This window comes from Blastochloris sulfoviridis (assembly GCF_008630065.1).
Taxonomy (GTDB): Bacteria; Pseudomonadota; Alphaproteobacteria; order Rhizobiales; family Xanthobacteraceae; genus Blastochloris; species Blastochloris sulfoviridis.
Genome location: NZ_VWPL01000009.1, coordinates 19,175 through 45,360 on the forward strand (window position 1 = coordinate 19,175; position 26,186 = coordinate 45,360).

The 26,186-nt window shown below is 68.2% G+C and carries 22 protein-coding genes; 17 read left to right on the forward strand and 5 right to left on the reverse strand.

Features of this window, described 5'->3' with window-relative positions; all coding sequences use genetic code 11:
- Positions 1–326: 326 nt before the first annotated feature.
- The 9 genes from F1193_RS06845 to F1193_RS06885 all read left to right on the forward strand — a co-directional run bounded on the left by F1193_RS06845 (position 327) and on the right by F1193_RS06885 (position 9,931).
- Complete coding sequence (locus F1193_RS06845) at positions 327–1,643, forward strand: glycosyltransferase (RefSeq protein WP_150096938.1); 1,317 nt, start codon at positions 327–329, stop codon at positions 1,641–1,643.
- Positions 1,644–2,053: 410 nt separating this feature from the next.
- Positions 2,054–2,704, forward strand: a complete 651-nt coding sequence (locus F1193_RS06850) for a ParA family protein (RefSeq protein ID WP_150096939.1) — start codon at positions 2,054–2,056, stop codon at positions 2,702–2,704.
- Between the two features lie 332 nt (positions 2,705–3,036).
- Positions 3,037–3,345 (forward strand): twin-arginine translocase TatA/TatE family subunit, encoded by a 309-nt coding sequence (locus F1193_RS06855; protein WP_150096940.1) that lies wholly within the window; start codon positions 3,037–3,039, stop codon positions 3,343–3,345.
- A gap of 86 nt (positions 3,346–3,431) precedes the next feature.
- The gene (tatB, locus tag F1193_RS06860; RefSeq protein ID WP_150096941.1) at positions 3,432–3,986 is read left to right on the forward strand and encodes a Sec-independent protein translocase protein TatB; all 555 of its coding nucleotides are present in this window, start codon (positions 3,432–3,434) and stop codon (positions 3,984–3,986) included.
- Positions 3,983–4,771 (forward strand): twin-arginine translocase subunit TatC, encoded by a 789-nt coding sequence (gene tatC / locus F1193_RS06865; RefSeq protein ID WP_150096942.1) that lies wholly within the window; start codon positions 3,983–3,985, stop codon positions 4,769–4,771. Before tatB ends, tatC begins: the two co-directional genes overlap by 4 nt.
- A gap of 412 nt (positions 4,772–5,183) precedes the next feature.
- Positions 5,184–6,578 carry a serine--tRNA ligase gene (gene serS / locus F1193_RS06870; protein WP_150096943.1) on the forward strand — a complete coding sequence of 465 codons (1,395 nt, stop codon included), beginning with the start codon at positions 5,184–5,186 and terminating at the stop codon, positions 6,576–6,578.
- Entirely contained in the window at positions 6,578–7,339 is a 762-nt protein-coding gene (surE, locus tag F1193_RS06875) for a 5'/3'-nucleotidase SurE (protein ID WP_150096944.1), read from the forward strand. The genes serS and surE overlap by 1 nt, the downstream gene beginning before the upstream one ends.
- Before the next feature lie 179 nt (positions 7,340–7,518).
- Positions 7,519–8,181, forward strand: a complete 663-nt coding sequence (locus F1193_RS06880; RefSeq protein ID WP_246164187.1) for a protein-L-isoaspartate(D-aspartate) O-methyltransferase — start codon at positions 7,519–7,521, stop codon at positions 8,179–8,181.
- Between the two features lie 421 nt (positions 8,182–8,602).
- Entirely contained in the window at positions 8,603–9,931 is a 1,329-nt protein-coding gene (locus F1193_RS06885) for a LysM peptidoglycan-binding domain-containing M23 family metallopeptidase (RefSeq protein ID WP_246164177.1), read from the forward strand.
- A gap of 13 nt (positions 9,932–9,944) precedes the next feature.
- On the opposite strand, the gene F1193_RS06890 is transcribed toward F1193_RS06885, so the two are convergent.
- The 3 genes from F1193_RS06890 to F1193_RS06900 form a co-directional block, all read right to left on the reverse strand.
- A complete protein-coding gene (locus F1193_RS06890; protein ID WP_150096946.1) occupies positions 9,945–10,895 on the reverse strand; it encodes a hypothetical protein in 951 nt (316 codons plus the stop codon).
- 118 nt (positions 10,896–11,013) lie between these two features.
- Positions 11,014–11,439, reverse strand: coding sequence for a hypothetical protein (locus tag F1193_RS06895; RefSeq protein ID WP_150096947.1), 426 nt, complete (start codon positions 11,437–11,439; stop codon positions 11,014–11,016).
- Between the two features lie 216 nt (positions 11,440–11,655).
- A complete protein-coding gene (locus F1193_RS06900) occupies positions 11,656–12,543 on the reverse strand; it encodes an ATP-binding protein (RefSeq protein ID WP_150096948.1) in 888 nt (295 codons plus the stop codon).
- A 256-nt stretch (positions 12,544–12,799) separates the two neighbouring features.
- Between F1193_RS06900 and yajC the strand changes: the two genes are divergently transcribed.
- From yajC to F1193_RS06925, 5 genes are all read left to right on the forward strand, one after another.
- Positions 12,800–13,147 carry a preprotein translocase subunit YajC gene (yajC, locus tag F1193_RS06905; RefSeq protein WP_150096949.1) on the forward strand — a complete coding sequence of 116 codons (348 nt, stop codon included), beginning with the start codon at positions 12,800–12,802 and terminating at the stop codon, positions 13,145–13,147.
- Positions 13,148–13,292: 145 nt separating this feature from the next.
- Positions 13,293–14,894 (forward strand): protein translocase subunit SecD, encoded by a 1,602-nt coding sequence (gene secD / locus F1193_RS06910; protein WP_150096950.1) that lies wholly within the window; start codon positions 13,293–13,295, stop codon positions 14,892–14,894.
- A 17-nt stretch (positions 14,895–14,911) separates the two neighbouring features.
- On the forward strand, positions 14,912–15,859 hold the full coding sequence (secF, locus tag F1193_RS06915) for a protein translocase subunit SecF (protein WP_150096951.1): 948 nt from the start codon (positions 14,912–14,914) through the stop codon (positions 15,857–15,859).
- Entirely contained in the window at positions 15,859–16,242 is a 384-nt protein-coding gene (locus tag F1193_RS06920; protein ID WP_150096952.1) for an Mth938-like domain-containing protein, read from the forward strand. Before secF ends, F1193_RS06920 begins: the two co-directional genes overlap by 1 nt.
- Before the next feature lie 27 nt (positions 16,243–16,269).
- Positions 16,270–17,154, forward strand: a complete 885-nt coding sequence (locus tag F1193_RS06925; RefSeq protein WP_150096953.1) for a phytoene/squalene synthase family protein — start codon at positions 16,270–16,272, stop codon at positions 17,152–17,154.
- A gap of 10 nt (positions 17,155–17,164) precedes the next feature.
- On the opposite strand, the gene ruvX is transcribed toward F1193_RS06925, so the two are convergent.
- Positions 17,165–17,632: a Holliday junction resolvase RuvX gene (gene ruvX, locus F1193_RS06930; RefSeq protein WP_150096954.1), complete on the reverse strand. Its 468-nt coding sequence runs from the start codon at positions 17,630–17,632 to the stop codon at positions 17,165–17,167.
- A 111-nt stretch (positions 17,633–17,743) separates the two neighbouring features.
- Here ruvX and F1193_RS06935 point away from each other — a divergent pair, with 111 nt between their 5' ends.
- Positions 17,744–18,442 carry a metal-dependent hydrolase gene (locus F1193_RS06935; protein WP_150096955.1) on the forward strand — a complete coding sequence of 233 codons (699 nt, stop codon included), beginning with the start codon at positions 17,744–17,746 and terminating at the stop codon, positions 18,440–18,442.
- Positions 18,443–18,735: 293 nt separating this feature from the next.
- Here F1193_RS06935 and F1193_RS06940 read toward each other — a convergent pair whose 3' ends face one another.
- On the reverse strand, positions 18,736–21,636 hold the full coding sequence (locus tag F1193_RS06940; RefSeq protein WP_150096956.1) for an Rne/Rng family ribonuclease: 2,901 nt from the start codon (positions 21,634–21,636) through the stop codon (positions 18,736–18,738).
- A 603-nt stretch (positions 21,637–22,239) separates the two neighbouring features.
- On the opposite strand from F1193_RS06940, the gene F1193_RS06945 reads away from it, so the two are divergent.
- On the forward strand, positions 22,240–23,505 hold the full coding sequence (locus F1193_RS06945) for an N-acetylmuramoyl-L-alanine amidase (RefSeq protein WP_246164179.1): 1,266 nt from the start codon (positions 22,240–22,242) through the stop codon (positions 23,503–23,505).
- A gap of 197 nt (positions 23,506–23,702) precedes the next feature.
- The gene (locus tag F1193_RS06950; protein WP_150096958.1) at positions 23,703–26,186 is read left to right on the forward strand and encodes a penicillin-binding protein 1A; all 2,484 of its coding nucleotides are present in this window, start codon (positions 23,703–23,705) and stop codon (positions 26,184–26,186) included.

The window sequence follows — 26,186 nt, forward strand, 5'->3', positions numbered from 1 at the left end:
ATCGGAGGCTCGATTCGGCGTTAAGACCAACTGCCGCAGACTATGACTCGTCATGCCCGCACTTGTTGCGGGCATCCACGACTTAAAATGTCTTTGGAAACAAAGACGTGGATGGCCGGGACAAGCCCGGCCATGACGACGGCGGGGTCATACTCGACGGCAGTTGGTATAAGACCTTGTCCCAAGGGCAGGTCCGGCTCGTCTCCCGATCCGATCCGGTCGGGCCGCGCCGCGAGATGCGAACTGGTGCCAAGACGAGCTGCGCCAAGGCAGCAGGAACATTGCGGCCCGCCGCGGGCGGTGCCCCGGCAGCGACATCGCACGCCATGAAGATTCTGTTTGTTCATACGAACTTTCCTGCGCAGTACCGCCACCTCGCCAACCGGCTGGCGCGCGAGCCGGGCGTCGAGATGGCGGCCATCGGCTCGGTGACGGCGCGGCCGGTCGAGGGGGTGAGGCTCGTCCGCTATCCCGGCTTCGACGGCGACGTGTCGCTGACGCATCCGTTCGCGCGCCGCTTCGATCTCGAATGCCGGCGGGCCGAGCAGGTGCTCTATGCGCTGTCCTCGCTCAATGCCGGCGGCTTCGTGCCCGACGTGATCATGGGCCACCCCGGCTGGGGCGAGTGCCTGCCGGTGCGCACGATCTTCCCCAAGGCCAAGCTGTTCGTCTATTGCGAGTTCTATTACGGCGTCGAAGGCCGCGACGTCGGCTTCGATGCGGAATTCCCGACGACCGGGGTCGACGGCCATGTCGGCCTGCACCTCAAGAACGCCACCACGCTGTTGGCGCTCGCCGATTGCGAGCGCGGGATCTCGCCGACGCTGTGGCAGAAATCGACCTATCCGGAGACGTTCCAGGAGCGGATCGACGTCGTCCATGAGGGGGTGGACGTCGACGCGGTGAAGCCCAGGCCCGATGCCGCGTTTCCGCTGCGCAATGGCCGGCGGCTCACCCGCGCCGACGAGGTGGTGACCTTCGTGGCGCGGAACCTGGAGCCGCTGCGCGGCTACCACGTGTTCATGCGCGCCTTGCCGCGCATTTTGGCGGCGCGGCCCAATGCGCAGGTGCTGATCATCGGCGGCGACGGCACCTCGTACGGCGCATCGCCGCCGGCCGGCACGACGTGGCGCGAGCGGTTCCTGGCCGAGGTCTCAGGCCGGCTCGACATGCGCCGCGTCCATTTCACCGGCCCCCTGCCATACGAGCACTATCTGGCGGCGCTCCAGGTGTCGTCGGCGCACGTCTATCTCACCTATCCCTTCGTGCTCTCCTGGTCGCTGATCGAGGCGATGAGCGCCGGCTGCCTGGTCATCGGCTCCGACACCGCGCCGGTGCGCGAGGTGATCGACGGCAGCAACGGCATGCTCGTGCCGTTCTTCGACACGGCGCAGCTCGCCGAGCGGGTGATCGAGGCGCTGGCCAACCGCGCGCAGCTTGCGGGCCTGCGCCGGCGGGCGCGCGAGACGGCTGTCGAGCGGTTCGACCTCGAACGCCGCTGCCTGCCCGAAATGATGCGCCTGCTCGAAATCCCGCTGGCCGGCGCGGCCGGTGCCGGGCCGCGCGTCTTCATGCCGCGCGGCGCGCGCGCGGCCGGGGAGGGGCGCCTGCCCGCCGCAGCCGCGCGCGCGCCGCGGCCGTAGCACGGTTTCCGGTATCCCGAAGGGATCGACCGGAATCCGAATTTTGCGATTTTCGCTTGGTCGGCTCGGAATGGTCGCCGGCCGGGAGGTGTGTTCTTCCCTCTCCCCTTGCGGGAGAGGGTGGCGAGACCGAGCGAAGCGAGGTCGAGCCGGGTGAGGGGTACATGCGGCATGTGCGGGAAGATTCACCCCTCACCCGCCTCGCGATCTTTCGATCGCTCGGCACCCTCTCCCGCAAGGGGAGAGGGAAGAAAGAAGCCGCGCTGATCGGCCGGGAACGGCAGAGGTCCCGACGGCCGCTTGAAGCCTTGGCGCAACCGGCGTACCGGTCTGGTTGCCGGACAGGGAGGATGTCGCGGGCGCCGCCCGGACGATTCGATGACGCAATGAGCCGATGACTCAATGAGCCGATGACGCAGGTGATCGCATTCGCGCAGTGCAAGGGCGGCGTCGGCAAGACCACGCTTGCGGTCTCGGTCGCGGCCGAGCTGCGCGAGCGCGGCGCCGACGTCAGCCTGATCGACGCCGATCCGCAGCGCTCGGCCTGCCAGTGGGCGGAACTGGGAAACCTGCAATATCCCGTGTGGGAGATCGGGCTCGGCGACGTCTCGGTTCTCCAGTGGGCCGACTGGGTGCGGCGGGTGACGGCGGAGATCGTGGTGATCGACACCGCGCCCAACGACCGGGCGCTGGGGGCGGCGATCGCGCTGGCCAATCTGGTGGTGGTGCCGTGCACGCCCTCCGGGCTCGACATCGAGGCCACGCGCCGCACCCTCGGTCTGATCGACGAGGTGCGCCGGCGGCGGGAGACGCCGCTCGGGGTCATCATCGTGCCCAACCGGGTCGATCCGCGCACCCTCGAAGGCCGGCAGGTGGCCGAGGAGCTGGCGATGCTCGGCGAGAGCGTCGGCCCGCCGATCGGCAACCGCTCGTCCTTCGTGCGCTCGTTCTCCACCGGCCACGCCGTCAACGAGAGCGCGTCCGGCACCAGCGCCGACCTCGACATCCAGGCGCTGTGCGACTCGGTGCAGGCGGAGCTGGCGCGGCTCGCCAGGCTGTAGGGCAGCGCCGGCCGGGTTGAACCCGGCCGCCGCGTCCACCATGTGCGGTGCGCGCCCCGGCGGGTGTAGAGGCGCTTGTGTTCGCTGGCCCGGCGACCTAGGTTTCAAACGAATGGGGTTTCGGGCGCGGCTGGGTTTCCGAAGAGGCCGAAGGTCTCGCAATCCGCCGTACCGGGCGGTTTCCGGCTGATCCCTTCGGGATGCCGGAAGCGGTCTCGCCGAAAACCCTTGTTCGATAACGGGGTTTCGGCGATCGGACGACGGTTCCCCGGCCCTTTGGGCCGGAAGCCGTATCGGGCGGGTGCACGCAGCCCACGCGGGGAGGATGTTTGATGGGTTCGATGAGCCTGTGGCACTGGGTCGTCGTTGTGCTGGTCATCTTGCTGCTGTTCGGCCGGGGAAAGCTGTCCGAACTGATGGGCGACGTTGCCAAGGGCATCAAGTCGTTCAAGAAAGGCATGGCGGAGGACGACGACGCCAAACCGGACCTCAACAAGCCTGCGGCGTCGGCCGAGCCGGTGAAGCCGGTCGAGCCGAAGCCCATTGATGCCAAGATCGTCGATGCCAAGATCATCGACCACGAGCCGGCGAAGCCCGCGGGCTCCGCGTCGCAGCCGGTCGAGCCCGGCAAGGCCGGCTGACCTGAGCGCCGCGACCCGGCGCGCGGCGGCGGGGGTGGGGGTGAGGGCTTGTGGCCCGGCGCCCGAGTGACAGCCCGAGTGACAGCATGTTCGACATCGGCTGGAGCGAGCTCCTGGTGATCGCGGTGGTGGCCCTCGTGGTCATCGGCCCCAAGGAGCTGCCGGACGTGATCCGCGGCGTCGGCCGCACGGTGGCCAAGCTGCGCGGCATGGCGGCCGAGTTCCAGGGCCAGTTCAACGAGGCGCTGCGCGAGGCCGAGCTGACCGACCTCAAGAAGAGCGTCGACGACATCCGCTCGATCGCCAATCCGCTGCAGACCCTCAAGGACGAGGTGCGGCAGACGATCGAGAACGCCGTAACGGCGCCGGAGAGTTCCCGAACGGCGCCGCAGCAGCCCGGAACGGCGCCGGAAGCGGCCCCCGCGGCGCCGGAAGTGGCCCCCGCGGCGCCGCTCGATCTGGCAGAGGTGGCGGCCGAACCGGCGCCCGCCCCGTTGGCGGCCGGCGCGGCGGAGACGGCCGCGCCCAAGACTGAGGATGCACCGAGCGCTGGGGATGCACCGAGGGCTGAGGCCACGCCTGCGTCTGAGACGGTGCCCGGGTCCGAGGGCGCGCCCAAGGCCGAGAGCAAGTCGGCATGACGCAGGAAGACATCGATTCCACAAAGGCGCCGCTGCTCGATCATCTGGTCGAGCTGCGCGCCCGGCTGATCAAGTCGCTGATCGCCTTCTTCGTGCTGTTCATCCTGTGCTTCTTCTTCGCGAAGCAGATCTACAACGTGCTGGTGCTGCCGTTCACCTGGGTGGCCGGGGCGGGTAACACCAAGTTCATCTATACGGCGCTGCTGGAATATTTCTTCACGCAGTTGAAGATCGCCGCGTTCGGCGCGCTGTTCCTGTCGTTTCCGGTCATCGCCATCCAGATCTATGCGTTCGTGGCGCCCGGCCTCTATGCGCACGAGCGCAATGCCTTCCGGCCCTATCTCGTTGCCACGCCGGTATTCTTCCTGCTCGGGGCACTGCTGGTCTATTTCATCGTCATCCCGATGCTGACGATGTTCTCGCTCGGCATGCAGCAGACGGGCGGCGATGGACAGGCGGAGATCGCGCTGCTGCCCAAGGTCGGCGAGTATCTGTCGCTGATCACCACGCTGATCCTGGCGTTTGGCGTGGCGTTTCAGCTTCCGGTCATCCTGACGCTGCTCGGCCAGATCGGCATCGTCGATTCGGTGATGCTGAAGGCGAAGCGGCGTTACTTCATCGTCGGCGCCTTCGTCATCGCCGCTGTGCTGACGCCGCCGGACGTGATCAGCCAGTTGTCGCTGGCCGTGCCGCTGCTGCTGCTCTACGAGGGGGCGATCTGGGCGGTGCGGATGATCGAGATCCGCCGGGCGCGGGAGATGCGCAACACCGCGGGCACGGTGTGAGCGAGCAGCCAAACCTTTGATACGGTTTCCGGCTGATCAAGCCGGAGAACCGTATACTGTTCGCCGAAAAATCCCTTCCGGATCAAGGATTTTTCGGCGAGATCGTTTCCGGTATCCCGAAGGGATCAACCGGAAACCGTATGACGCGCAAAGGCTGGCGGTCGACGCCGGTCGGCGCTATGACGCTGCGACTCTTCCCTCTCCCTTGTGGGAATGGGTGCCGAGCGTTCGATAAGATCGCAAGGCGGGCGAGGGGTCACGACGCCGAATACCCCTCACCCGGCTCGGAGTTCGCTTCGCTCATCCTCGCCACCCTCTCCCGCAAGGGGAGAGGGACGGGGCGGCCCATCGTCAAGACCAATCGTCGGCGATCGATCGCGTAAATATATCAAATTCTTCCAGGCCCAGTTTCATGCACGACATCAAATGGATCCGCGACAATCCCGACGCCTTCGACGCCGGCCTTGGGCGCCGGGGGCTGGAGGCGCAGGCGGCGAGGCTGATCGCGCTGGATGAGGTGCGGCGCACCGCCATCGTCGCGGTCGAGGCGGCGCAGGCACGCCGCAACGCCGCCTCCAAGGAGATCGGCCAGGCCAAGGCCAAGAAGGACGAGGAGAAGGCCGCCGAGCTGATGGCCGAGGTGGCCAAGCTCAAGGACGACCTGCCCAGGCTCGTCGAGGCCGAGAAGGCGGCCTCCGAGGCGCTGGATGCCGCGCTCGCCGCGATTCCGAATCTTCCGGCAGATGATGTGCCCGACGGCCCGGACGAGAGCGCCAATGTCGAGCGCCACCGCTTCGGCGCGCCGCCGGTGCTGGCGTTCCGGCCCAGGCAGCATTTCGAGCTGGGCGAGAACCTCAAGCTGATGGATTTTGACGCCGCCGCGAAACTGTCCGGCGCGCGCTTCGTGGTGCTGAAGGGCCAATTGGCGCGGCTTGAGCGCGCCATTGCCCAGTTCTTCCTGAATACCCACACCGACGAGCATGGCTATACCGAAGTCGCGCCGCCGCTGTTGGTGCGCGACCACGCGATGTTCGGCACCGCGCAACTGCCGAAGTTCCGGGATGATCAGTTTCAAGCATCTAGAATTATCGATCCGGAGATTTGGCACCTAGGTGTAAAAAAAGTTACTGAAGAAGAGGGCTTAGCTGGCATTGGGCGGGCACTCGACGAGATGAGGGCTCAGCTTGAGAATCGGGATGCCTTCTGGCTCATCCCCACCGCCGAGGTTCCGCTGACCAATCTCGTCCGCGAATCCATCCTCGACGAGGCCGAGCTGCCCAGGCGCTTCACCGCCGGCACCTATTGCTTCCGGGCCGAGGCCGGCGCTGCCGGGCGCGACACCCGCGGCATGATCCGCCAGCACCAGTTCTACAAGGTCGAGCTGGTGTCGATCACCACGCCCGAGGAGAGCGCCGCCGAGCACGAGCGCATGTTGTCTTGCGCCGAGGAGGTGCTGCGCCGGCTCGGCCTGCACTACCGCGTGGTGACGCTGTGCACCGGCGACATGGGCTTCGCCTCGCAGAAGACCTACGACATCGAGGTGTGGCTGCCGGGGCAGGGGATGTTCCGCGAGATTTCGTCCTGCTCCAATTGCGGCGAGTTCCAGGCCCGGCGCATGCAGGCGCGGGTGCGAAACAAGGACGGCAAGATCCGCCCGGTCCATACGCTGAACGGCTCGGGCGTCGCGGTCGGCCGCGCGCTGGTGGCGGTGCTGGAGAACTACCAGAACGAGGACGGCTCGATCACCATCCCCGAGGTGCTGAAACCCTATATGGGCGGGCTCGCCAAGATCGAGCGGGCGGCGTGATGCGCATCCTGGTCACCAATGACGACGGCATCTACGCCCCCGGCCTGGAGGTGTGCGAGCGCATCGCCCGCACGCTCTCCGACGACGTGTGGGTGATCGCGCCGGAGACCGACCAGTCGGGCGTGGCGCATTCGCTGTCGCTGAACGATCCCTTGCGGCTGCGCGAGATCGGCCCGCGCCACTATGCGGTGAAGGGCACGCCGACCGACTGCGTGATCATGGGCCTGCGCAACCTGATGAACGGCACGCCGCCCGATCTCGTGCTGTCCGGGGTCAATCGAGGCGGCAATATCGCCGAGGACGTCACCTATTCCGGCACGGTGGCCGGCGCCATCGAGGGCACGATTCTCGGCGTGCCGTCGTTCGCGCTGTCGCAGCTCTATGGCTACGAGACCCGCCAGAACCCGCATTGGGCCACCGCCGAGCGGTTCGCGCCCGAGGTGATCCGCCGCGTGCTGGGGCAGGGGCTGCCCAAGGGCGTGCTGGTCAATGTCAATTTCCCCGACTGCCTGCCCGACGAGGTGACCGGCATCGCGGTGGCGACCCAGGGCTTCCGCGCCCAGGATCTGCTGCGCATCGACGCCCGCCACGACGGGCGGGGGCTGCCTTACTATTGGATCGCCTTCAACCGGCAGGAGCCCGAGCGCGCCGACGGCACCGATCTGTGGGCGGTGCACGCCCGCAAGGTGGCGGTGACGCCGCTGCGCCTCGACATGACCGACGAGCCGTTCATGACCCGGCTGGCGCAAGTCTTTGGCTGATTCCCAGTCTTTGGCTGATTCCGGGGTTTTGGCTGGTCCCGAGTCTTCGGCTGGTCCCCGCTCTTTTTCTGCTACTGACGCGGAGGGCTGCGCTTTCGTCGCGCCTGTTGTAAATTTCCCACACTTCCCTGCGGTCCGGCTGGGCCATCCGCGGGGAGGCTGTCGTGTGCGGAGTTGAGATGGGCGCCTTCAATCCCAAGCCCGAGGATGGCGTCGGCCGCATGCAGTTCCTGCTCGGCCTGCGCCAGCGCGGCATCCGCGACACGAACGTGCTGCGGGCGATGGAGACGGTGCCGCGCGAGTTGTTCGTCGATCCGGCCGACCGCGACGTCGCCTGGGAGGACCGGGCGCTGCCGATCGCCTGCGGCCAGACCATCAGCCAGCCCAGCCTGGTTGCGGCGATGACCGAGGCGCTCGATGTCCGGCCCGATCATACCGTGCTCGAGATCGGCACCGGCTCGGGCTATCAGGCGGCGATTCTCGGCAAGCTCGCCAAGCGGGTGGTGACGCTGGAGCGCTACCGCACGCTGGCCGACCTCGCCGAGGCGCGGCTGCGCCGGCTCGGCCTCGGCAATGTCGAGGTTCGCCTCGCCGACGGCACGCTGGGCTGGCCGGAGGCCGCGCCCTATGACCGCATCATGATGACGGCGGCGGCGCCCGAGATTCCGCCCGCGGTGCTCGACCAGCTCGCGGTCGGCGGGGTGCTGGTCGGGCCGATCGGGCCGGAGGGCGGCATCCAGGATCTGCTGCAGATCCGGCGCACCGAATCGGGTTGCGAGAAGAAGCTGTTGCTACCGGTGCGTTTCGTGCCGATGCTCGGCGGCGTCGCCAAATCCCTGTAGGCCGCCGGCCGGCGCCCGCTTCGGGATCGCAGCAGCATTTCCGCAAAAGCCCTTGCTTGAAAAGACTTTTCCGGTGTTTAGCGTGCGGCGCTCCGGCCCCGGTCCGGGTGGCGGATGGCGGCTTCCCCAGAAATCGACGCCGGAACGTTCATCTTCCGGCAAGCTTAAGCGACCGTTTACCCCGATGGTCTCTACTCGCCGCATTGTGGTCGCGTGCGAGTGAGTTGCTGGAATGCGTAACCCTACCGATGTCGTTCGGTCGCGAATTGTCGCGCGGTTTGCCGTGGCCGGGTTGGTGGCCGCGGCCGTGAGCGGCTGCGCCGATACTCGTTTTGGGTCCGACCCTCTGCATTCGCCGTTCGGTCCGCGGCCCGGGGAGGCCGGCGCGTCGTCGGCCTCGAATGCCCCGCCGGCACCGGTGATGGCGGCGCCGACCACCCAGGTTTCCAACCAGCCGCTGCCGCCGCCCTCCTATCCGGCGGCGTATCCGGCGGCGTCGTATCCGCCAGCCTCGGTGCCGCCGCAGCAGGCGCCAGGGCCCTATTACGGCCAGCAGGGCGCGCTGCCGCCGCCGCCGGCCAATCGCTGGGGGCAGGCGAGTGCCGCGCCGCCGCCGGCCACCTATTCCAACGGACCGGTGATGGCGTCCGCTTCGCCCGGTCCGGCCTACCGGCCGATGTCCAGCGTCACGCCGCCGCGCGCCGACGTCACCGGATCGCTGCCGCCGGCCGGCGCGCCCGCCGCTGGCGGTACCACGGTGGTCGTGAAGTCGGGCGAGACGATCGCCTCGCTGGCCCGCCGCTACGGCGTGTCGTCCAAGGCCATCATGAGCGCCAACAACATCGCCGATGCGCGGCTGGTGCGCGCCGGCCAGCGGCTGGTGATCCCGGGGTCCGGCTACCAGCCCGCACCGGCGGTGCAGCCGCCGGCCGAGCGATTCGCCACCGCCAGCGTGCCGCCGGCCGTGGCCGCCGCCGGCACCCACATCGTCAATTCGGGCGATACGCTGAACGCCATCGCCCGCCGCTACAAGGTCAACCGCACGGCGCTGGCGTCGGCGAACGGCCTGAGCGCCGAGTCGCACCTCAGCATCGGCCAGCGCCTCACCATTCCGGGACGCGCCGCGCCGGCCCAGCAGGTCGCCGCCACGGCGCCCGCGCGCCAGATGGCTGCCCAGCCGCCGGCCTCCGCCTCGCCGTTGCGGGCCGAGGCCATGGCCCCGACGCCCGGCCGGTTCGAACGCACGGCGAGCGCCGCGCCCGCGCAGAAGCTCGAGCCGTCCCACAAGTCCCAGCAGCCGGTCGAGACGGCGGCGATGGTCCAGCCGACCGAGACGCCCGAGGAGACCAAGGCGGAGCCCGCGCGCAAGGGCGTGGCCTTCCGCTGGCCGGTGCGCGGCCGGGTGATCGCCAATTACGGTACCAAGCCGGGCGGCGAGAAGAATGACGGCATCAATATTGCCGTGCCCGAGGGCGCCACGATCAAGGCAGCCGAGGACGGCGTGGTCGCCTATGCCGGTTCCGAGCTCAAGGGCTACGGCAACCTCGTGCTGATCCGTCACAGCGACGGCTGGGTGACCGCCTACGCCCACAACAGCGAGGTGATGGTGAAGCGCGGCGACAGCGTGAAGCGCGGCCAGTCCATCGCGCGCGCCGGCCAGAGCGGTTCGGTGACCTCGCCGCAGCTTCACTTCGAGGTGCGCCGCGGCTCCAACCCGGTCGATCCGGTGCCGCTGCTCAGCGGCGGCTGAGCGCGGCGGCGGATCACCGCCGCGAGGCGCTCCAGCTGCCGCTCTGGCTGCCGTGCTTGTTGGCGCCGGCCCAATTGCCGGAGGCGATGGCGCTGTTGATCCGCCCGTTCAGATTGCCGCTGAACGTGAAGGTGCCGAGATTGTACTTGCTGGAATCGCGCAGCGTGCCCGACAGGCTGGTGGAGATGGTGCCATCCTCGGTGACCGAGCCTGAGAACTTGCCCTGCACGGGGTCGCCACCCGCGCGGCCCTGAACCGTGCCGCTGATGCGGCCGTTCGAGACGGTGAAGGCGAGCGAGCCGGACGCCGTGCCCTGGAAGCTGCCGGAATAGCTGCCGTCGAACGAGACCGGCGTGAGCGCCGCCCAGGCCTCCATCAGCGGCACCAGGCCATGATAGCGGTCGCGGGTATCGCGGATCGCCGGCAGCATGTATTTCTTGTACTCGCGGATCTTGATCAGCGCCTCGTCGAAGGTCTTCAGGCGGGCGAAGTCCTGGCGGATGATCTCGGCGTTCTTGGTCTTGGCCTGCGCCAGCGGCGTCAGAACGCCGGGCCTGGGCACGATGCGGGAGATCATCTCGCCGCCGATGTCGGCGATGGTGCCCTGCGCCTCCTTCTTGCGCAGCGCTTCGATCTTCTGCTCGGCCTTGGTGTAGGCCTCCCATTCGTCGCGCAGCTCCTTGAGGCGCTCGCCAAGCTCGGCGCGCAGCGGCGCGACCGGGTTGGACGAGATGCGGCCGCCATATTGCAAGGTCTTCTTCAGATCCTCGATGTTGCGCAGCGCGAGGTCGTACTTCTTGCGCCAGTCGGGATTGTCGCGGGACGAGGCGAGGGTGCCGGAAATGCGTCGGATGAGGGAGTCGACGAAATCCTGTTGCGCGGCCCGGCTCTCGGACGGCAGGGCGGCGAGGGCGGCGGCAAGAAGCAGCGCCTGCCGGCGCGACGGACATGAAGGCATCGGCATCGGTCCTCCTCAAGACGGAGGAACGCTAGGGTTTGCCTGAATTTCTGCCTTGATCTGACGCAACGCGCCGGCCTGCGTCGGCCGGGGCCGGCATCTTTGCGCCGCTTCGTTCTGGCGCCTATTTCCGCGAGGCACTCCAAGTGCCGGCGTGGCGGGCGAACTGGTTGGCGCCCGTCCAGCCGCCGGAGCAGGTCTCGCCGGCAATGCGCCCGTTCACGGCGCCGCTGAACGGGAAGGTGCCGAGGTTGAACCGGCTGGTGTCGCGGACCGTCCCGGCCAGCGGCATGGCGACGGAACCATCCTCGCCGATCGCCCCGGAGAACGTGGCTTCGATCGGGTCGTTCTTCACAACGCCCTTGAGGGAACCGCTGAGCTGGCGGTTCTCCACCGTGAAGGTCAGCGTGCCCGTCGCCTCGCCGGCGAAGCTGCCGACATAGGTGCCGTCGAGGGAGGCCGGCGCCGCCGGATCGGCCCGGCCTGCGGATGGCACGACAGCGGCAGCGGCAAGCAGCAGCGCCTGCCGGCGCGAAAGAAGCGAGAGCATCGTCCGTCCTCCCCTGATACGGTTTCCGGCCGATCAGGCCGGTGAACCGTATTCCGATCGCCGAAAATCCCGTTATCGAGAATCTCTTGAAGACCTGGGGTTTTCGGCGAGACCGTTTCCGGTATCCCGAAGGGATCAACCGGAAACTGCGTGAGCGGCGGAACGGTAAGGTTTGCCGGACGCGCTGCCTTGACTTGACGCAACGCGGGTTGTGCGTCAGCCCGGCATGGCCACCCCGGCGCGGCCGGCGGCATCCTGGATGAACTGCCAGGCGACGCGGCCGGAGCGCGAGCCGCGAGTCGCCGCCCATTCCAGCGCCTCGCGCGTCAGAACCTCGCCTGGAACCGGCAGGCCGATATAGGCGGCGTAGGCGGCGACCATTCCGAGGTAGTCGTCCTGGCTGCAATTGTGGAAGCCGAGCCACAGCCCGAAGCGGTCCGACAGCGACACCTTCTCCTCCACCGCCTCGCCGGGATTGATGGCGGTCGCGCGCTCGTTGTCGACCATGTCGCGCGGGATGAGGTGGCGGCGGTTGGAGGTGGCATAGAACAGCACGTTGTCGGGACGGCCTTCGAGGCCGCCCTCCAGCGCCGCCTTCAGCGATTTGTAGGAGGTGTCGCCGCCATCGAACGACAGGTCGTCGCAGAACACGATGAAGCGGCAGGGCGCCGGGCGCAGCCGGGCCATCAGATCGGGCAGGGTCTCGATATCCTCGCGGTGGATCTCGATCAGCTTGAGCGGCTGGCCGCCGGTGCGCGCGGCCACCACCTCGGCATGGACGGCCTTGACGAGGGAGGACTTGCCCATGCCGCGCGCGCCCCACAAGAGCGCGTTGTTGGCCGGCAGGCCGGCGGCGAAGCGGGCGGTGTTGTCGAGCAGGATGTCGCGGACGCGGTCGATGCCCTTGAGCAGCGCGATCGCCACGCGGTTGACCTTGGCGACCGGCTGCAGGCGCTGGCCGGCTGCCTGCCAGACGAAGGCGTCCGCCGCGGCGAAGTCAGGCGCAGGCGGGGCGGGCGGGCTCAGCCGCTCGAGCGCCGCGGCGATGCGGTCGAGGAGGGGTGCCAGAGCGGGCGGGGCCGGGGATGAAGCGTTGTCGGTCATGTGGATTCCGGAATTCCGGGCGTGCTTAATGGGGCGGCCGGCGCGCCGCAAGGCGCGCCATTGCATTCGAGGGGGGGCTGGCTATAGTCCGCGCCGCTTCGTTCGGGCAGCTCCGGACGGGCCGGTTCGCGAGTCCGGCTGGTCCGGGCCGGTCGAAACGAGCCGATTTGCAGGCCTTCCCGGGCCGCCGCAGGTGGCGGCGCGGGATCGCCTGAACAGCCGCCGCAGTCCGATCAGCGTTTCACGAGGTTCATCGATGTTCATCTCGCCCGCGTTCGCGCAAAGCGCGCCCCTCGGCGCCGGTGGCGGCACAGACATGCTGCTGTCCTTGATGCCGTTCGTGCTGATCTTCATCATCATGTACTTCCTCATCCTGCGGCCGCAGCAGAAGCGGGCGAAGGCGCACGAGGAGATGGTGAAGAATCTGCGCCGGGGCGACATGGTGGTGACCGCTGGCGGCATGATCGCCAAGATTTCCAAGGTGATCGATGACCACGAGATCGAGCTGCAGCTCGGCGAGGGGCTCAAGGTCCGCCAGATCCGCGGCATGATCACCGAGGTCCGCTCCAAGAGCGAGCCGGTGAAGGACGACGCCGCCGGCTGAGCCGCCGGCCGGGGTTCCGCCGCGCGGTCGAGGGGACGTCCAGAGCGTCCGACGATCCCATTGAACGAAGCGACCGCTCTAAGTTGTTGAGTTGTCGCATTCTCTTTCGCAAAACCGGGTCCCACTTTTGCGGAGAATGCTCTAGATGCTGGTGTTCACACGCCTGAAAGCGCTTGCGATCTTGGCGGTCGCTCTGGTCGGCTGCCTGTTCGCGGTGCCGAATGTGCTGCCAGCGTCGGTGCTGAACGCGCTGCCGAGCTGGGCCCAGCGCACCATGGTGCTGGGCCTCGATCTGCAGGGCGGCTCCTACATCCTGCTTGAGGTCGATACCCCGGCGGTGCGCAAGGAGCGGCTGGAGGCGTTGCGCGACGATGTGCGCCGCGTCCTGCGCGAGGGGCGCATCGGCTACACCGGGCTCGGCATCCAGGGCGACAGCGTCCAGGTGCGCATCCGCGAAGGCGAGAACTACGCCGAGGCGGTGCGCAAGCTCGGCGAACTGTCGGAGCCGATCGGCGGGATGTTCGGCGGCAGCACGCAGCGCACCCTCGACGTGCGCGAGGGCGAGGACGGGCTGATCCAGCTCGTCATGACCCAGGCCGGGCTGAACGAGCGCGTCAAGCACGCGGTCGAGCAGTCGATCGAGATCGTCCGGCGCCGCATCGACCAACTCGGCACCACCGAGCCGGCGATCCAGCGCCAGGGATCGAGCCGTATCCTGGTGCAGGTACCCGGCCTTCAGGATCCGACCCGCCTCAAGCAGCTCATCGGCACCACGGCCAAGCTGAGCTTTCGGCTGGTCGATATGTCGATGAGCCCGGAGATTGCCGAATCCGGCCGTGCGCCGCCCGATTCGGAGGTGCTGCAAAGCGCCGAGAAGGGCGCGGGGCCGGTTCTGGTCGAGCGCCGCGTCATGGTGGCCGGCGAGGATCTGGTCGACGCCCAGCCCGGCTTCGATTCGCGCACCCGCGAGCCGGTGGTGAACTTCCGCTTCAACACCAATGGCGCCCGGCGGTTCGCGGCGGTCACCCAGGAGAATGTCGGCCGGCCGTTTGCCATCGTGCTCGACAATCAGGTGATCTCGGCGCCGGTGATCCGCGAGCCGATTCTTGGCGGCTCCGGCCAGATCTCCGGCCGCTTCACGGTGCAGCAGGCCAACGATCTGGCGATCCTGCTGCGGGCCGGCGCGCTGCCGGCGCCGCTGACCGTGGTGGAAGAGCGCACGATCGGTCCGAGCCTCGGCCAGGATTCGGTGCGCGCGGGCAGCTATGCCTCGATCATCGGCTCGATCTTCGTCGTCGTCTTCATGCTGCTGATCTACGGTCTGTTCGGCGTGTTCGCCAACCTCGCCATGATCGTCAACATCCTGATGCTGATCGGCATTCTGTCGGCGCTGGAGGCGACGCTGACGCTGCCCGGCATCGCCGGCATCCTGCTCACCGTCGGCATGGCCGTCGACTCCAACGTGCTCATCTATGAGCGCGTCCGCGAGGAGGCGCGCAACGGCCGGTCCGCCATCACCGCGCTGGACCACGGCTTCCGCGAGGCGCTCGCCACGATCATCGACGCCAACATGACCACGCTGATCGCCGGCTTCGTGCTATTCCTCATCGGCACGGGGTCGGTGAAGGGCTTCGCGGTGACGCTGTCGCTCGGCATCGTCACCACCGTGTTCACCGCCTTTGTGTTCACACGGCTGATCATCGCAAGCTGGGTCCGCTGGGCGCGCCCGACGCGTCTGCCGATCTGATCCGGAAACCGATCCCGATGCGCCTCCTGAGACTCGTCCCGGCCAACACCAAGCTGCCCTTCATGGCATGGCGGCGGCTCAGCTTTCCGCTGTCGGCCGTGCTGTCGATCCTCTCCTTGCTGCTGTTCCTCACGGTGGGGATGAATTTCGGCATCGACTTCATGGGCGGCACCATGATCGAGGTGCAGTCCAAGAGCGGTCCCGCCAACATCAGCGAGATGCGCAACAAGTTGGGATCGCTCGACCTCGGCGACGTGCAGATCCAGCAGTTCGGTGCGCCGACCGACGTGCTGATCCGCATCCAGACCCAGCCGGGGGGCGATGCCGCCCAGCAGGCGGTCGTCGACAAGGTGAAGGGCGTTCTCGGCGCCGACGTCGAGTACCGGCGCGTCGAGGTGGTCGGGCCGCAGGTGTCGAAGGAGCTGGTGCAGGGCGGCACCATCGGCTCGATCGTCGCCATCCTCGGCATCATTCTCTATCTGTGGTTCCGCTTCGAGTGGCAGTTCGCGATCGGCGCCACGGTGGCGACGATGCACGATATCGTGCTGACCATCGGCTTCTTCGCCATCACGCAGATCGAGTTCAACTCGACGTCGATTGCGGCGATTCTCACGATCATGGGCTATTCGGTCAACGACACGGTGGTCATCTACGACCGCATTCGCGAGATGCTCCGAAAATACAAGCGTATCTCGACCGAAGAACTGCTCGACATCGCGATGAACTCGACCCTGTCGCGCACTGTCTACACCGGCTCGACCACGCTGCTGGCGATGATTGCGCTCTATTCATTCGGCGGCGAGGTGATCCGCTCCTTCACCGCGGCGATGATCTTCGGCGTGGTGATCGGCACCTATTCCTCGGCCTTCATCGCCGCGCCCTTCCTCATCTATCTGGGGGTCAAGACCCAGGGCCAGGGGAAGGACAAGGACAAGGTCGAGACGGCGGCGCCCGCCAAGGCCTGATGGCAACGCTTGACGGCACACCACATCTGCCGGGCCGGTACGCGATCGAGTCGTTCGGCGCCGGTGGGTTCCGCTTCGGCGACATGTCGCACCGCGGCTCGCTGCTGATCCTGCCGAGCGGCATGTGGGCGTGGCCGGTCGGCGAGCCGGCCGCGGTCGATGCGGCGTCGCTGGAGAGGCTGTTCGCCGAAAGCGGGGAGGTCGACCTGTTCATCTTCGGCAGCGGCACGAACCTCAGACCGCTGCCGGCGGCCCTGCATGCGCGGTTGCGCGGGCTGGGTATGGCGGTCGAGTCCATGGCGACGGCGCACGCGGCGCACACCTACAACATCCTGCTGGCGGAGTCGCGACGCATTGCCGCCGGCCTGATCGCCGTGGACTGACGCCGCCTGCGCGCTATCTCTCCCCTCATGCCCAGCGAAGCCTTCGCCTACTGCGAGAGCCTTGTGCGCGAGGCCGACAAGGACCGCTACCTTGCGACCCTGTTCGCCCCGGCCGCCGCGCGCCCGCATCTGTTTGCGCTCTACGCGTTCAACGCCGAGGTGGCGCGGGTGCGCGAGATCGTCTCCGATCCGCTGCCCGGCGAGATGCGGCTGCAGTGGTGGCGCGACGCCTTGGCCGGCAGCGCGCAGGGCGATGTCGCCGCGCACCCGGTGGCGGCGGCGCTGATGGAAACGATCTCCCAGTGCCGGCTGCCGGTGGATCCGTTCCTCGATCTGATCGAGGCGCGGGTGTTCGACCTCTATGACGATCCGATGCCGACGCTGGCCGACCTCGAAGGCTATACGGGCGAGACCTCGTCGGCGCTGATGCAGCTTGCGGCGCTGTTGCTCGCGGGCGGGCGCGACCAGGACACCGCCGAAATCGCCGGGCACGGCGGGGTGGCCTATGCGATGACCGGCCTGCTGCGCTCGTTTCCGTTGCACGCCTCGCGCGGCCAGATGTTCCTGCCCGCGGAGGTGCTCGACCGCCACCGGGTCAACCGCGCCGACGTGTTCGCCGGGCGCTACACGCCGGCGCTGAAGGCCGCGCTCGCCGAGATGCGCGGCCATGTCCACCGCCATCTGGCGGCGATGAGCCGGACGATGGGGTCGATTCCCGCCGAGGTGATGGCGGCGTTCCTGCCGGTGGCGCTGGTCCGCAGCTACCTGGCCAGGATGGAATGCGCCGGCTACGACCCGTTCACCACCCTGGTGCAGGTGCCGCAATGGCGGCGGCAATGGACGCTGTGGCGGGCGGCGCGGCAGGCGCGCTGCCTCGCCCGGCCGGCTCCGGAACGCCACGGCGGCGGGTAGGGGGCAGGCCTTAGAGCAAGCGCAGGCGGTCGAGCGCGCCCTGCAGCAGATAGGCGGCGGCCATCTTGTCGACCACCTCCGCCCGGCGCGCCCGCGAGGCATCGGCATCGAGCAGCGTGCGGGTGACGGCGGCGGTCGACAGCCGCTCGTCCCACAGCGCGATCGGGGTCTCGGTGAGGGCCGAGAGATTGCGGGCGAAGGCCCGGGTGGCCTGGCTGCGCGGGCCTTCCGAGCCATCCATGTTGAGCGGCAGGCCGAGCACCAGGGCGGCCGCCTTCTCGGCCGCAGCGAAGGCCAGGACCTCGGCGGCGTCGGCCTTGAACTTGGTGCGAAGGATGGTCCGCACCGCGCTGGCGATGGTGCGGGTGCGATCGGAGAGGGCGAGGCCGATGGTCTTGGTGCCGAGGTCGAGCCCGATCAGCGGCCCGTCTGCGAGATCGGGCGCGAGGTCGACGAGAGGCGCGATGCGGGCGGCCATGGCTCAATCCCTGCGGGCGGTTGCTGCGGCGTCCGGCCCCGCCGTCATCTGGTTGAATGGGGTGCCGCGTTCTATAACCGGCAGGCAGATTGCTCGGGGAGGATAGAACGCATGAAAGTGACTTGGTTCGGCCATTCCACGTTCCGGCTGGATTTCGGCCGGTCGGTCGTCCTGATCGATCCGTTCTTCACCGGAAATCCGGCGTTCGAGGGCGATATGGCCAAAGCGACGGCCGGCGCAACCCATATTCTGGTCACCCACGGCCATTCCGACCACGTCGGCGACACGGTGGCGCTGGCCAGGCAGACCCGCGCCAAGGTGGTGACCAATTTCGATCTCTGCATGTGGCTGGCCAAGCAGGGGGTGGAGCACTTCGACCCGATGAACACCGGCGGCACCACCGACCAGGGCGAGTTCAGCGTCACGCTGGTGCGGGCCGATCATTCGGCCGGCATGGTCGAGAGCGACGTCGGCTTTCCGCTTGGCTCGGCAAACGGCGTCATCGTCAAGGCGCGCGGCGAACCGGTGCTGTGGCACATGGGGGACACCGACGTCTTCTCCGACATGGGGCTCCTGGCCGAGATCCACGACGTCAAGATCTGCCTCTGTCCGATCGGCGACCGCTTCACGATGGGGCCGCACACCGCGGCGCTGGCGATGCGGAAGTTCGTGACGCCGAAGGTGGCGATTCCCTGCCACTACGGCTCGTTCCCGATCATCGAGCCCACCGCCGAGCGCTTCTGCCAGGAGATGATCGGCTCGGGGATCGAGGTCACCGTTCCCGAAAAGGGTCAGCCCTTCGCGGTGTGAGGCGACACGCGCCCTTGGTTGTCCAGGGCACGTCGTCATATCGGATGCGCCGTCATCCCGGGCGAGCGTCAGCGAGACCCGGGATCGTCATCAGAACAAGTCCCCTTCCTGAAGACGGCCCCGGAAGACGGCCCCGGCTCGCGCTTCGCTTGGCCGGGGCGACGGGCTGACGGCAAGCGGTCCCGGGTCGCGGGCCTTCGGCCCTTGCCCGGGACGACGTTTTTGGTTTGCGGTCGCTCCCGGCGCGGCGCTGCGCGCCGGCCGGGGCGACCTGAACGTCGGCTCGCCCGGCCTCAGCCGACCCGGCGCGACCACCAGCCGGACCGCTTGGGCCGGTTCGGGTCTTCCTCGGTCGGCGTCAGCACCATGTGCACCGGCTCGCCGCGCGGCTGCGCCGGCTCTTCGGGGGCCGGTTCGGCCGCCGGCTCGGCTGCCGCCGGTTCGCTGACAGCCGGGGCGGGCTCGCTGGCCGCTTCGGCGATCGGCTCGGCCGCTGCCGGCGGTAACGCAGGCGGTTCCATCGACACGGGCTCTGGGGCCGCCTCTTCGTGCGGTGCCGCCGGCTGCAACGTCACAGCTTCGGCCTGTCCGTCGTCGGCCTCGGCCTCTTCGGACACATCGGAATCGCCGGTCGGCTCGCGGTCGCGCCGGCCGCGCCGGCCACCGCGGCGTCCGCGCCGCCGCCGCCGCCGCCGTTCCTCGGCACTGGCATCGCCGGCCTCGGCGCCCTCGCGGGCCTCGTCATCATCCCCCTCGTCCTCGTCGGAGAGGTCGTCCTCGGCGCCAGCCGCCGTCGCGGCCGTACCGGTCTCGGTGCCGGCGTCCTCGCCGTTGCGCGGCCGCCGACGCCGACGCCGACGGCGGCGTCCGCCACCATTGTCCTCGCGGGCGGCTTCCGTGCTGCCCTCGTCCGGACCCTCCTCGTCGGCTTCCGCCTCGGCCTCGATCTCCGCGTCCTCGATCTCGTCCTCGGGTTCGATCGCATCGGGCTGAATCGGCGCCGGTGTGGTGCGGATCACCGGTCCCTTGGCCGGCGCTCCCTTCTCGATCGCGTACGGGGTCTGTCCGTTGAGCGCGTCGTCGGCCTCGAATTCGATCAGCACGCCGAACCGGCGCTCGAACTCGACGAGGTGCGAACGCTTCTGATTGAGGCAGTAGAGCGCCACCGCGGTGCGGGTGCGGACGATCAGGTCGTGGCTTGCCGACTTGATCAGCATGTCCTCGATCGCCCGCAGCACATGCAGCGCCACCGAGGCGGAGGCGCGCACGTGGCCGGTGCCGCCGCAGTGCGGGCACACTTCCGAGGAGCTCTCCAGCACGCCGGTGCGAATGCGCTGGCGGCTCATCTCCAGCAGGCCGAAATGCGAGATGCGGCCGACCTGGATGCGGGCGCGGTCGTTCTTCAGCGCCTCCTTCAGCCGGCGCTCGACCGAGCGGTTGTTGCGCTTCTCGTCCATGTCGATGAAGTCGACGACGATCAGCCCGGCGAGATCGCGCAGGCGAAGCTGACGCGCCACCTCGTCCGACGCCTCCAGATTGGTCTTGAGCGCGGTCTCCTCGATCGAGTGCTCGCGCGTCGAGCGCCCGGAATTGACGTCGATCGCGACCAGCGCCTCGGTCTGGTTGATGACGATGTAGCCGCCCGACTTGAGCTGCACGGTCGGCGAGAACATCGCGTCGAGCTGCGGCTCGACGCCGCTGCGGGCGAAGATCGGTGTCGCCTCGCGATAGGGCTGCACGCTCTTGGCATGGCTCGGCATGAGCATGCGCATGAACTCTTTGGCCTCGCGATAGCCATCTTCGCCGGCCACCAGGACCTCGTCGATGTCCTTGTTGTAGAGGTCGCGGATGGCACGCTTGATCAGCGAACCCTCCTCATAGACCAGGGCCGGGGCGGATGAGCGCAGCGTCAGCTCGCGCACCGTCTCCCACAGCCGCAGCAGATATTCGAAATCGCGCTTGATCTCGGTCTTGGTGCGGTTGGCGCCGGCGGTGCGCAGGATCACGCCCATGCCTTCCGGCACTTCCAGGTCGCCGGCAATCGACTTCAGGCGCTTGCGGTCGACGGCGTTGGTGATCTTGCGCGAGATGCCGCCGCCGCGGGCGGTATTGGGCATCAGCACCGAGTAGCGGCCGGCGAGCGACAGATAGGTGGTCAGCGCCGCGCCCTTGGTGCCGCGCTCCTCCTTGACGACCTGGACCAGCAGAACCTGGCGCCGCTTGATCACCTCCTGGATGCGGTACTGGCGGCGCAGCGGACGGGCGACTCGCTCGGGCATGTCCTCCAGCGCCTCGCCGGAGCCGACGATCTCGACGACGCTTTCCGTGTCGGCCTTCTTGCCGCCCTCGTCCTCGTCCTCGTCGTCTTCCTCCTCGTCGTCGTCCTCGTCCTCGTCGTCTTCTTCGTCCTCCTCTTCGTCTTCGTCTTCGTCTTCTTCCTCGTCCTCGTCTTCGTCGTCTTCTTCGTCCTCGTCGTCTTCTTCGTCCTCGTCCTCGTCCTCTTCTTCGTCCTCGTCTTCGTCGTCCTGTCCGCTGTCAGGGAGTTCGGGCGGCGCGGCTTCGGCCGAAACATCGAGCGTGGCCGCCACCTCGACGGTCACGGCCCCGGCAGCCTCGGTCCCGGCGGCCTCCGCTTCGGCGGCCTCGGGCTGCGCCCCGGACTCCGGCGCAACGTCCTGGACAGTTCCGGCCGGCTCGGCGGCGGAGTCGGGGGTCGGCGCCGGTTCGTCGGCGGCCTGCTCGTCCGACTCAGGCGACAGCGCTTGCTCAGGGGACAACGCTTGCGAGACCACGGCGTCGCCGGCAGAGGCGCGCGCGGTGAGCACGTCGGCCTCCGGCTTGCGGCGCCGGCGGCGCTTGCGGTCACGCTTCAGCTTGGCATCCTCGGCCTCGCGCTCGGCGCGCGCGGCGCGCTTCTCCTCTTCCAGCAGCGCCAGCCGGTCGGCGACCGGGATCTGATAGTAGTCGGGATGGATTTCGTTGAAGGCCAGGAATCCGTGGCGGTTTCCGCCATATTCGACGAAGCAGGCCTGCAGCGAGGGTTCGACCCGGGTTACCTTGGCAAGATAGATGTTGCCGCGCAGCTGTTTGCGGGCTGCGGACTCGAAGTCGAACTCCTCGACCCGGTTGCCGCGGACCACCACCACCCGCGTCTCTTCCGGGTGGGTGGCATCGATAAGCATTTTGTTGGCCATTGAACTCTCTCTGCGCAGCGTCGCGCCATCGCATCGCGAACGCGACGGCGGAACGCCGTCGTCAGTGCAGGCGATGCGGAACGCCGCGCGGTATCTGAAGCCGTGTCTGAATAGGTGGGGGGCGACCCGTGATGCCGAAACGCGACGCTGCCGGCCGCCGGAGCGGCATCGGATGGCAGTCGGGCTATCGTGGGTGCATCCATCGAGGTCTAGGGTCTCTTGGTACGGCAAGACGATTGCCGCCGTAACACTCTGGCTGTCCGGCTGATCCGGCGCTGAGACAGCGCGGCAGGCAAGCCGACAGGGCACCACAATCCGCCGGTGGCGGGCTGTCGGCTGTCGGTGCGGTCGGGACCGTTTGCGGCCTGCCGGAACCACGAACCATGAGCCGTCTTTTAAATAGCGGCAGCCGTGGCCCATTGGCAAGGTTCGCTGCGAATTCTCCGTCCGGCAAGACGGGGTTAACCGTGCGGAGCTATTGGGCTACAGAGGCTGGGATCTTGGGCTGGGATCTTGCGTCGGGTCGTCATGCTTGCGTTTCGCCGCTGCGCCGCGCTCCTTCTCTTCGCCTGTGCCGTGCTCTCGGCAGGGGCCGCTTCGGTCGTGGCCCAGCACGCTGCGGTTGCGGCCACCGCGCCCGCCGGTTCCGGCAAAGACAAGGGCGTCACGGCCGTCGATGTCCGCCTCGCGGGGGATCTCGTTCGCACGCGCCTGGTGCTCGACCTGACGGCGACGGTCGAGATGCGGGTGTTCACGCTCGCCGATCCCTACCGCGTGGTGGTGGATGTCGCCGGCCTCGATTTCAATCTGCCGGCGACGGCCGGCCACCACGGCCGCGGCCTGATCACGGCCTTCCGCTATGGCCAGGTCGGCCCGGGCAAGGCCCGCCTGGTGCTGGAGGTGCGCGAGCCGGTGAGCGTCGACAAGTCGTTCGTGCTCGATGCGATCGACGAACAGCCGGCGCGGTTGGTGATCGATCTCGTGCCGACCGACCGGACGAGCTTCCTGCGCTCGGCCGAGGTTCCGTCGTCGCGGGTCGATCCGATGGCCGCCATTCGCAACGCCACGGCCGAACCCGGCACGGCGGCCGAGAGCAAGCCTCCCGAGGCCAAGCTGTCCGAGACCAAGCCGCCAAAGGCCGATTCTCCGGCGCGATCGCGTCTTCCGGTTGTGGTGATCGATCCTGGCCATGGCGGAATCGACACCGGCGCCAATGCCCCGGGCGGCGGGGTCTCCGAAAAGACCGTGGTGCTCGAAGTCGCCCTGATGCTGCGCGACAGGCTGGAGAAGGGCGGCCGGGTGAACGTGGTGATGACGCGCACCGAGGACGTGTTCGTGCCGCTTGGCGAACGGGTTCGAATCGCCCGGCGCAACGAGGCCGCGCTGTTCCTGTCGATCCACGCCGATTCGATCCGCGCCCGCGACGGCATCGCCTCGGGCGCCTCCGTCTACACCCTGTCGGAGAAGGCCTCCGATGCGGAAGCCGAGCGGCTGGCCGAGTCGGAGAACAAGGCGGACCTGATCGCCGGCGTCAATTTGCAGGAAGAGGCGGAGGACGTCGCCGACATCCTGATCGATCTCGTCCAGCGCGAGACGAAGTCGTTCTCCGCCCATTTCGCGCACACGCTGGTGGGCGAGATCCGACCGACCGCCCGCATGCACCGCACGCCGCTGAAATCGGCCGGGTTCAAGGTGCTCAAGGCGCCCGACGTGCCCTCGGTGCTGCTTGAGCTCGGCTTCATGTCCAACCGGCAGGAGCTTCGCCAGATCACCTCGGTGGCGTGGCGCACGAAGGTCACGGAGGCGATCGCCGACGCCATCGAGCGCTTCGTGGCGATGCGCACGGCGGGCGGGCGGACGCCGAAGTGAGGCGGTTCCGGCCCCTGGTGATCGCGAGATTGTGAGCCGGTTGCCGGGGCCTCTGTTTTGCCATGAAGGCGGGCGAGGCATGCTCCACGCACGCGAAACGCGGGGCGGCACCTGCCGTGAGCGCCGGCCGTCTGCCACGGCGCCACCCCGGCACGAACCGCAAGGGCTCTGGCCCGCCACGAACCGCAAGGAACGAAATGCGATTTCTGATCAGGTTCTTCGGCTTTCTGTTCGCGATCGGAACCGTGATCTTCCTCGGTGGGGTGGGGGCGGTTTCCTATTTCGCGTGGAAGTATTCGCAGGATCTGCCGGACTATTCCACGCTCCAGGACTATGAACCGCCGGTCATGACGCGGGTTCATGCCACGGACGGCTCGCTGGTGGGCGAATATGCCCGCGAGCGGCGGCTGTATCTGCCGATCCAGGCGGTGCCGAAACTGGTGATCGGCGCCTTCCTGGCGGCCGAGGACAAGAACTTCTACCAGCACGGCGGCCTCGACTTTTCCGGCATCGCCCGTGCCGCGGTGGTCTATTTCCAGAACCTCGGCACCAATCGCCGGCCGCAGGGCGCCTCCACCATCACCCAGCAGGTCGCCAAGAACTTCCTGCTCACCAACGAGGTGTCGATCGACCGCAAGATCAAGGAAGCGCTGCTGGCGCTGCGCATCGAGCGGACCTATTCGAAGGACAAGATCCTCGAACTCTACCTCAACGAGATCTTCCTCGGCATGCAGGCCTATGGCGTCGCCGCCGCCTCGCTGCTCTATTTCGACAAGTCGGTCCACGAGCTCACCGTGGCGGAGGCGGCCTATCTCGCCGCGCTGCCCAAGGGGCCGAACCTGTTCCACCCGTTCCGCCAGCGCGAGCGCGCCATCGAGCGCCGCAACTGGGTGATCGACCGCATGGTCGAGGAGAAGTTCATCACCGCCGAGGACGGCGAGGCCGCCAAGAAGCAGCCGCTGACCGTCACCACCCGGCCGACCGGCGCGCATATCTTCGCGGCCGAGTATTTCGCCGAGGAGGTGCGGCGCGAGCTGATCGACCGCTACGGCGAGAAGAAGCTCTACGAAGGCGGCCTGTCGGTGCGCACCACGCTCGACCCCAAGCTGCAGCAGATGGCCAAGAAGACGCTGATGGAGCATCTGGTGCGCTTCGACGAGCAGCGCGGCTGGCGCGGCCCGGTCAATCGCATCGACCTCGCCTCGGGCGACTGGGGCGTCAAGCTCGGCGAGATGCGGGCCTATGGCGACATTCCGTGGCGGCTCGCGGTGGTGCTGGAGGCGGGGGACCAGACCGCGCGCATCGGCCTGCAGCCGCCGCGCGAGCGCTCCGGCCAGCTCGCCACCACGCGCGAGATCGGTCTGCTGCCGCTCGACGGCGCCAAGTGGGCGCGCTGGGCCCAGGGGCCGGACAAGGGCAAGCCGATCACCAAGGTGTCCCAGGCGGTGCGCCCGGGCGACGTGATCTATGTCGAGGATGCCTCGGCCGCCGACGCGCCGGGGCAGGGCTCGAAGAGCTTCAAGCTGCGCCAGCTTCCGGACGTGGAGGGCGGCATCGTCGCGCTCGATCCGTGGACCGGGCGCGTGCTGGCGCTGGTCGGCGGCTTCTCGTTCGACGAAAGCCAGTTCAACCGTGCCACCCAGGCGCAGCGCCAGCCGGGCTCCTCGTTCAAGCCGTTCGTCTATGCCGCCGCGCTCGACAATGGCTACACGCCCTCCACCGTGGTGATGGACGCGCCGATCGAGATCGACCAGGGCCCCGGCCAGGAGGCGTGGCGGCCGGAAAACTATTCCCGCAAGTTCTACGGGCCGCAGACGCTGCGCTTCGGCATCGAGCAGTCGCGCAACGTCATGACAGTGCGGCTGGCCCAGGACGTCGGCATGCCGCTGATCGCCGAATACGCCAAGCGCTTCGGCGTCTATGACGACATGCTGCCGATGCTGTCGATGGCGCTCGGCGCCGGCGAGACCACGCTTTTGCGCATGGCCGGCGCCTACGGCATGTTCGCCAATGGCGGCAAGCGCATCAAGCCGACCCTGATCGACCGGGTGCAGGACCGCTACGGCCACACCGTCTACCGTCACGACGAGCGGAGCTGCCAGGGCTGCGACGCCGACAAATGGGCCAACCAGCCCGAGCCCACGCTGATCGACAAGCGCGAGCAGGTGCTCGACCCGATGACCGCCTATCAGATCACCTCGATGCTGGAAGGCGTGGTGCAGCGTGGTACCGGCACGGCGCTGAAGGAGGTCGGCAAGCCGATCGCCGGCAAGACCGGCACCACCAACGATGCGAAGGACGTGTGGTTCGTCGGCTTCTCGCCCGACCTCGTGGTGGCGGCCTATTTCGGCTACGACCGCCCGCGCTCGCTCGGCCAGAAGGCGACCGGCGGCGGCATCGTTGCGCCGGTGGTGCGCGACTTCATGAAGCTCGCGCTCGCCGACAAGCCGGCGGTGCCGTTCCGCGTGCCGCCCGGCATCAAGCTGATCCGCATCAACGCCAAGACCGGCCTGCGCGCCCAGCCGGGCGAGGGCGGCACCATCCTGGAAGCGTTCAAGCCGGGCACCGCGCCGCCGGATTCCTACTCGATCATCGGCGTCGTCGACGCCCAGGGACGGCCGCTCACCGTCTCGCCGGAGGCAGACCGTGCCGTGGGCGCCGGAACCGGTGGGCTCTATTGA

Bases quoted from the DNA above. Each gene is read 5' to 3' on its own strand.
- F1193_RS06845 (WP_150096938.1), top strand. From the start codon at position 327: ATGAAGATTCTGTTTGTTCATACGAACTTTCCTGCGCAGTACCGCCAC.
- F1193_RS06850 (WP_150096939.1), top strand. From the start codon at position 2,054: ATGACGCAGGTGATCGCATTCGCGCAGTGCAAGGGCGGCGTCGGCAAG.
- F1193_RS06855 (WP_150096940.1), top strand. From the start codon at position 3,037: ATGGGTTCGATGAGCCTGTGGCACTGGGTCGTCGTTGTGCTGGTCATC.
- tatB (WP_150096941.1), top strand. From the start codon at position 3,432: ATGTTCGACATCGGCTGGAGCGAGCTCCTGGTGATCGCGGTGGTGGCC.
- tatC (WP_150096942.1), top strand. From the start codon at position 3,983: ATGACGCAGGAAGACATCGATTCCACAAAGGCGCCGCTGCTCGATCAT.
- serS (WP_150096943.1), top strand. From the start codon at position 5,184: ATGCACGACATCAAATGGATCCGCGACAATCCCGACGCCTTCGACGCC.
- surE (WP_150096944.1), top strand. From the start codon at position 6,578: ATGCGCATCCTGGTCACCAATGACGACGGCATCTACGCCCCCGGCCTG.
- F1193_RS06880 (WP_246164187.1), top strand. From the start codon at position 7,519: ATGGGCGCCTTCAATCCCAAGCCCGAGGATGGCGTCGGCCGCATGCAG.
- F1193_RS06885 (WP_246164177.1), top strand. From the start codon at position 8,603: ATGGCGGCGCCGACCACCCAGGTTTCCAACCAGCCGCTGCCGCCGCCC.
- F1193_RS06890 (WP_150096946.1), bottom strand. From the start codon at position 10,895: ATGCCGATGCCTTCATGTCCGTCGCGCCGGCAGGCGCTGCTTCTTGCC.
- F1193_RS06895 (WP_150096947.1), bottom strand. From the start codon at position 11,439: ATGCTCTCGCTTCTTTCGCGCCGGCAGGCGCTGCTGCTTGCCGCTGCC.
- F1193_RS06900 (WP_150096948.1), bottom strand. From the start codon at position 12,543: ATGACCGACAACGCTTCATCCCCGGCCCCGCCCGCTCTGGCACCCCTC.
- yajC (WP_150096949.1), top strand. From the start codon at position 12,800: ATGTTCATCTCGCCCGCGTTCGCGCAAAGCGCGCCCCTCGGCGCCGGT.
- secD (WP_150096950.1), top strand. From the start codon at position 13,293: ATGCTGGTGTTCACACGCCTGAAAGCGCTTGCGATCTTGGCGGTCGCT.
- secF (WP_150096951.1), top strand. From the start codon at position 14,912: ATGCGCCTCCTGAGACTCGTCCCGGCCAACACCAAGCTGCCCTTCATG.
- F1193_RS06920 (WP_150096952.1), top strand. From the start codon at position 15,859: ATGGCAACGCTTGACGGCACACCACATCTGCCGGGCCGGTACGCGATC.
- F1193_RS06925 (WP_150096953.1), top strand. From the start codon at position 16,270: ATGCCCAGCGAAGCCTTCGCCTACTGCGAGAGCCTTGTGCGCGAGGCC.
- ruvX (WP_150096954.1), bottom strand. From the start codon at position 17,632: ATGGCCGCCCGCATCGCGCCTCTCGTCGACCTCGCGCCCGATCTCGCA.
- F1193_RS06935 (WP_150096955.1), top strand. From the start codon at position 17,744: ATGAAAGTGACTTGGTTCGGCCATTCCACGTTCCGGCTGGATTTCGGC.
- F1193_RS06940 (WP_150096956.1), bottom strand. From the start codon at position 21,636: ATGGCCAACAAAATGCTTATCGATGCCACCCACCCGGAAGAGACGCGG.
- F1193_RS06950 (WP_150096958.1), top strand. From the start codon at position 23,703: ATGCGATTTCTGATCAGGTTCTTCGGCTTTCTGTTCGCGATCGGAACC.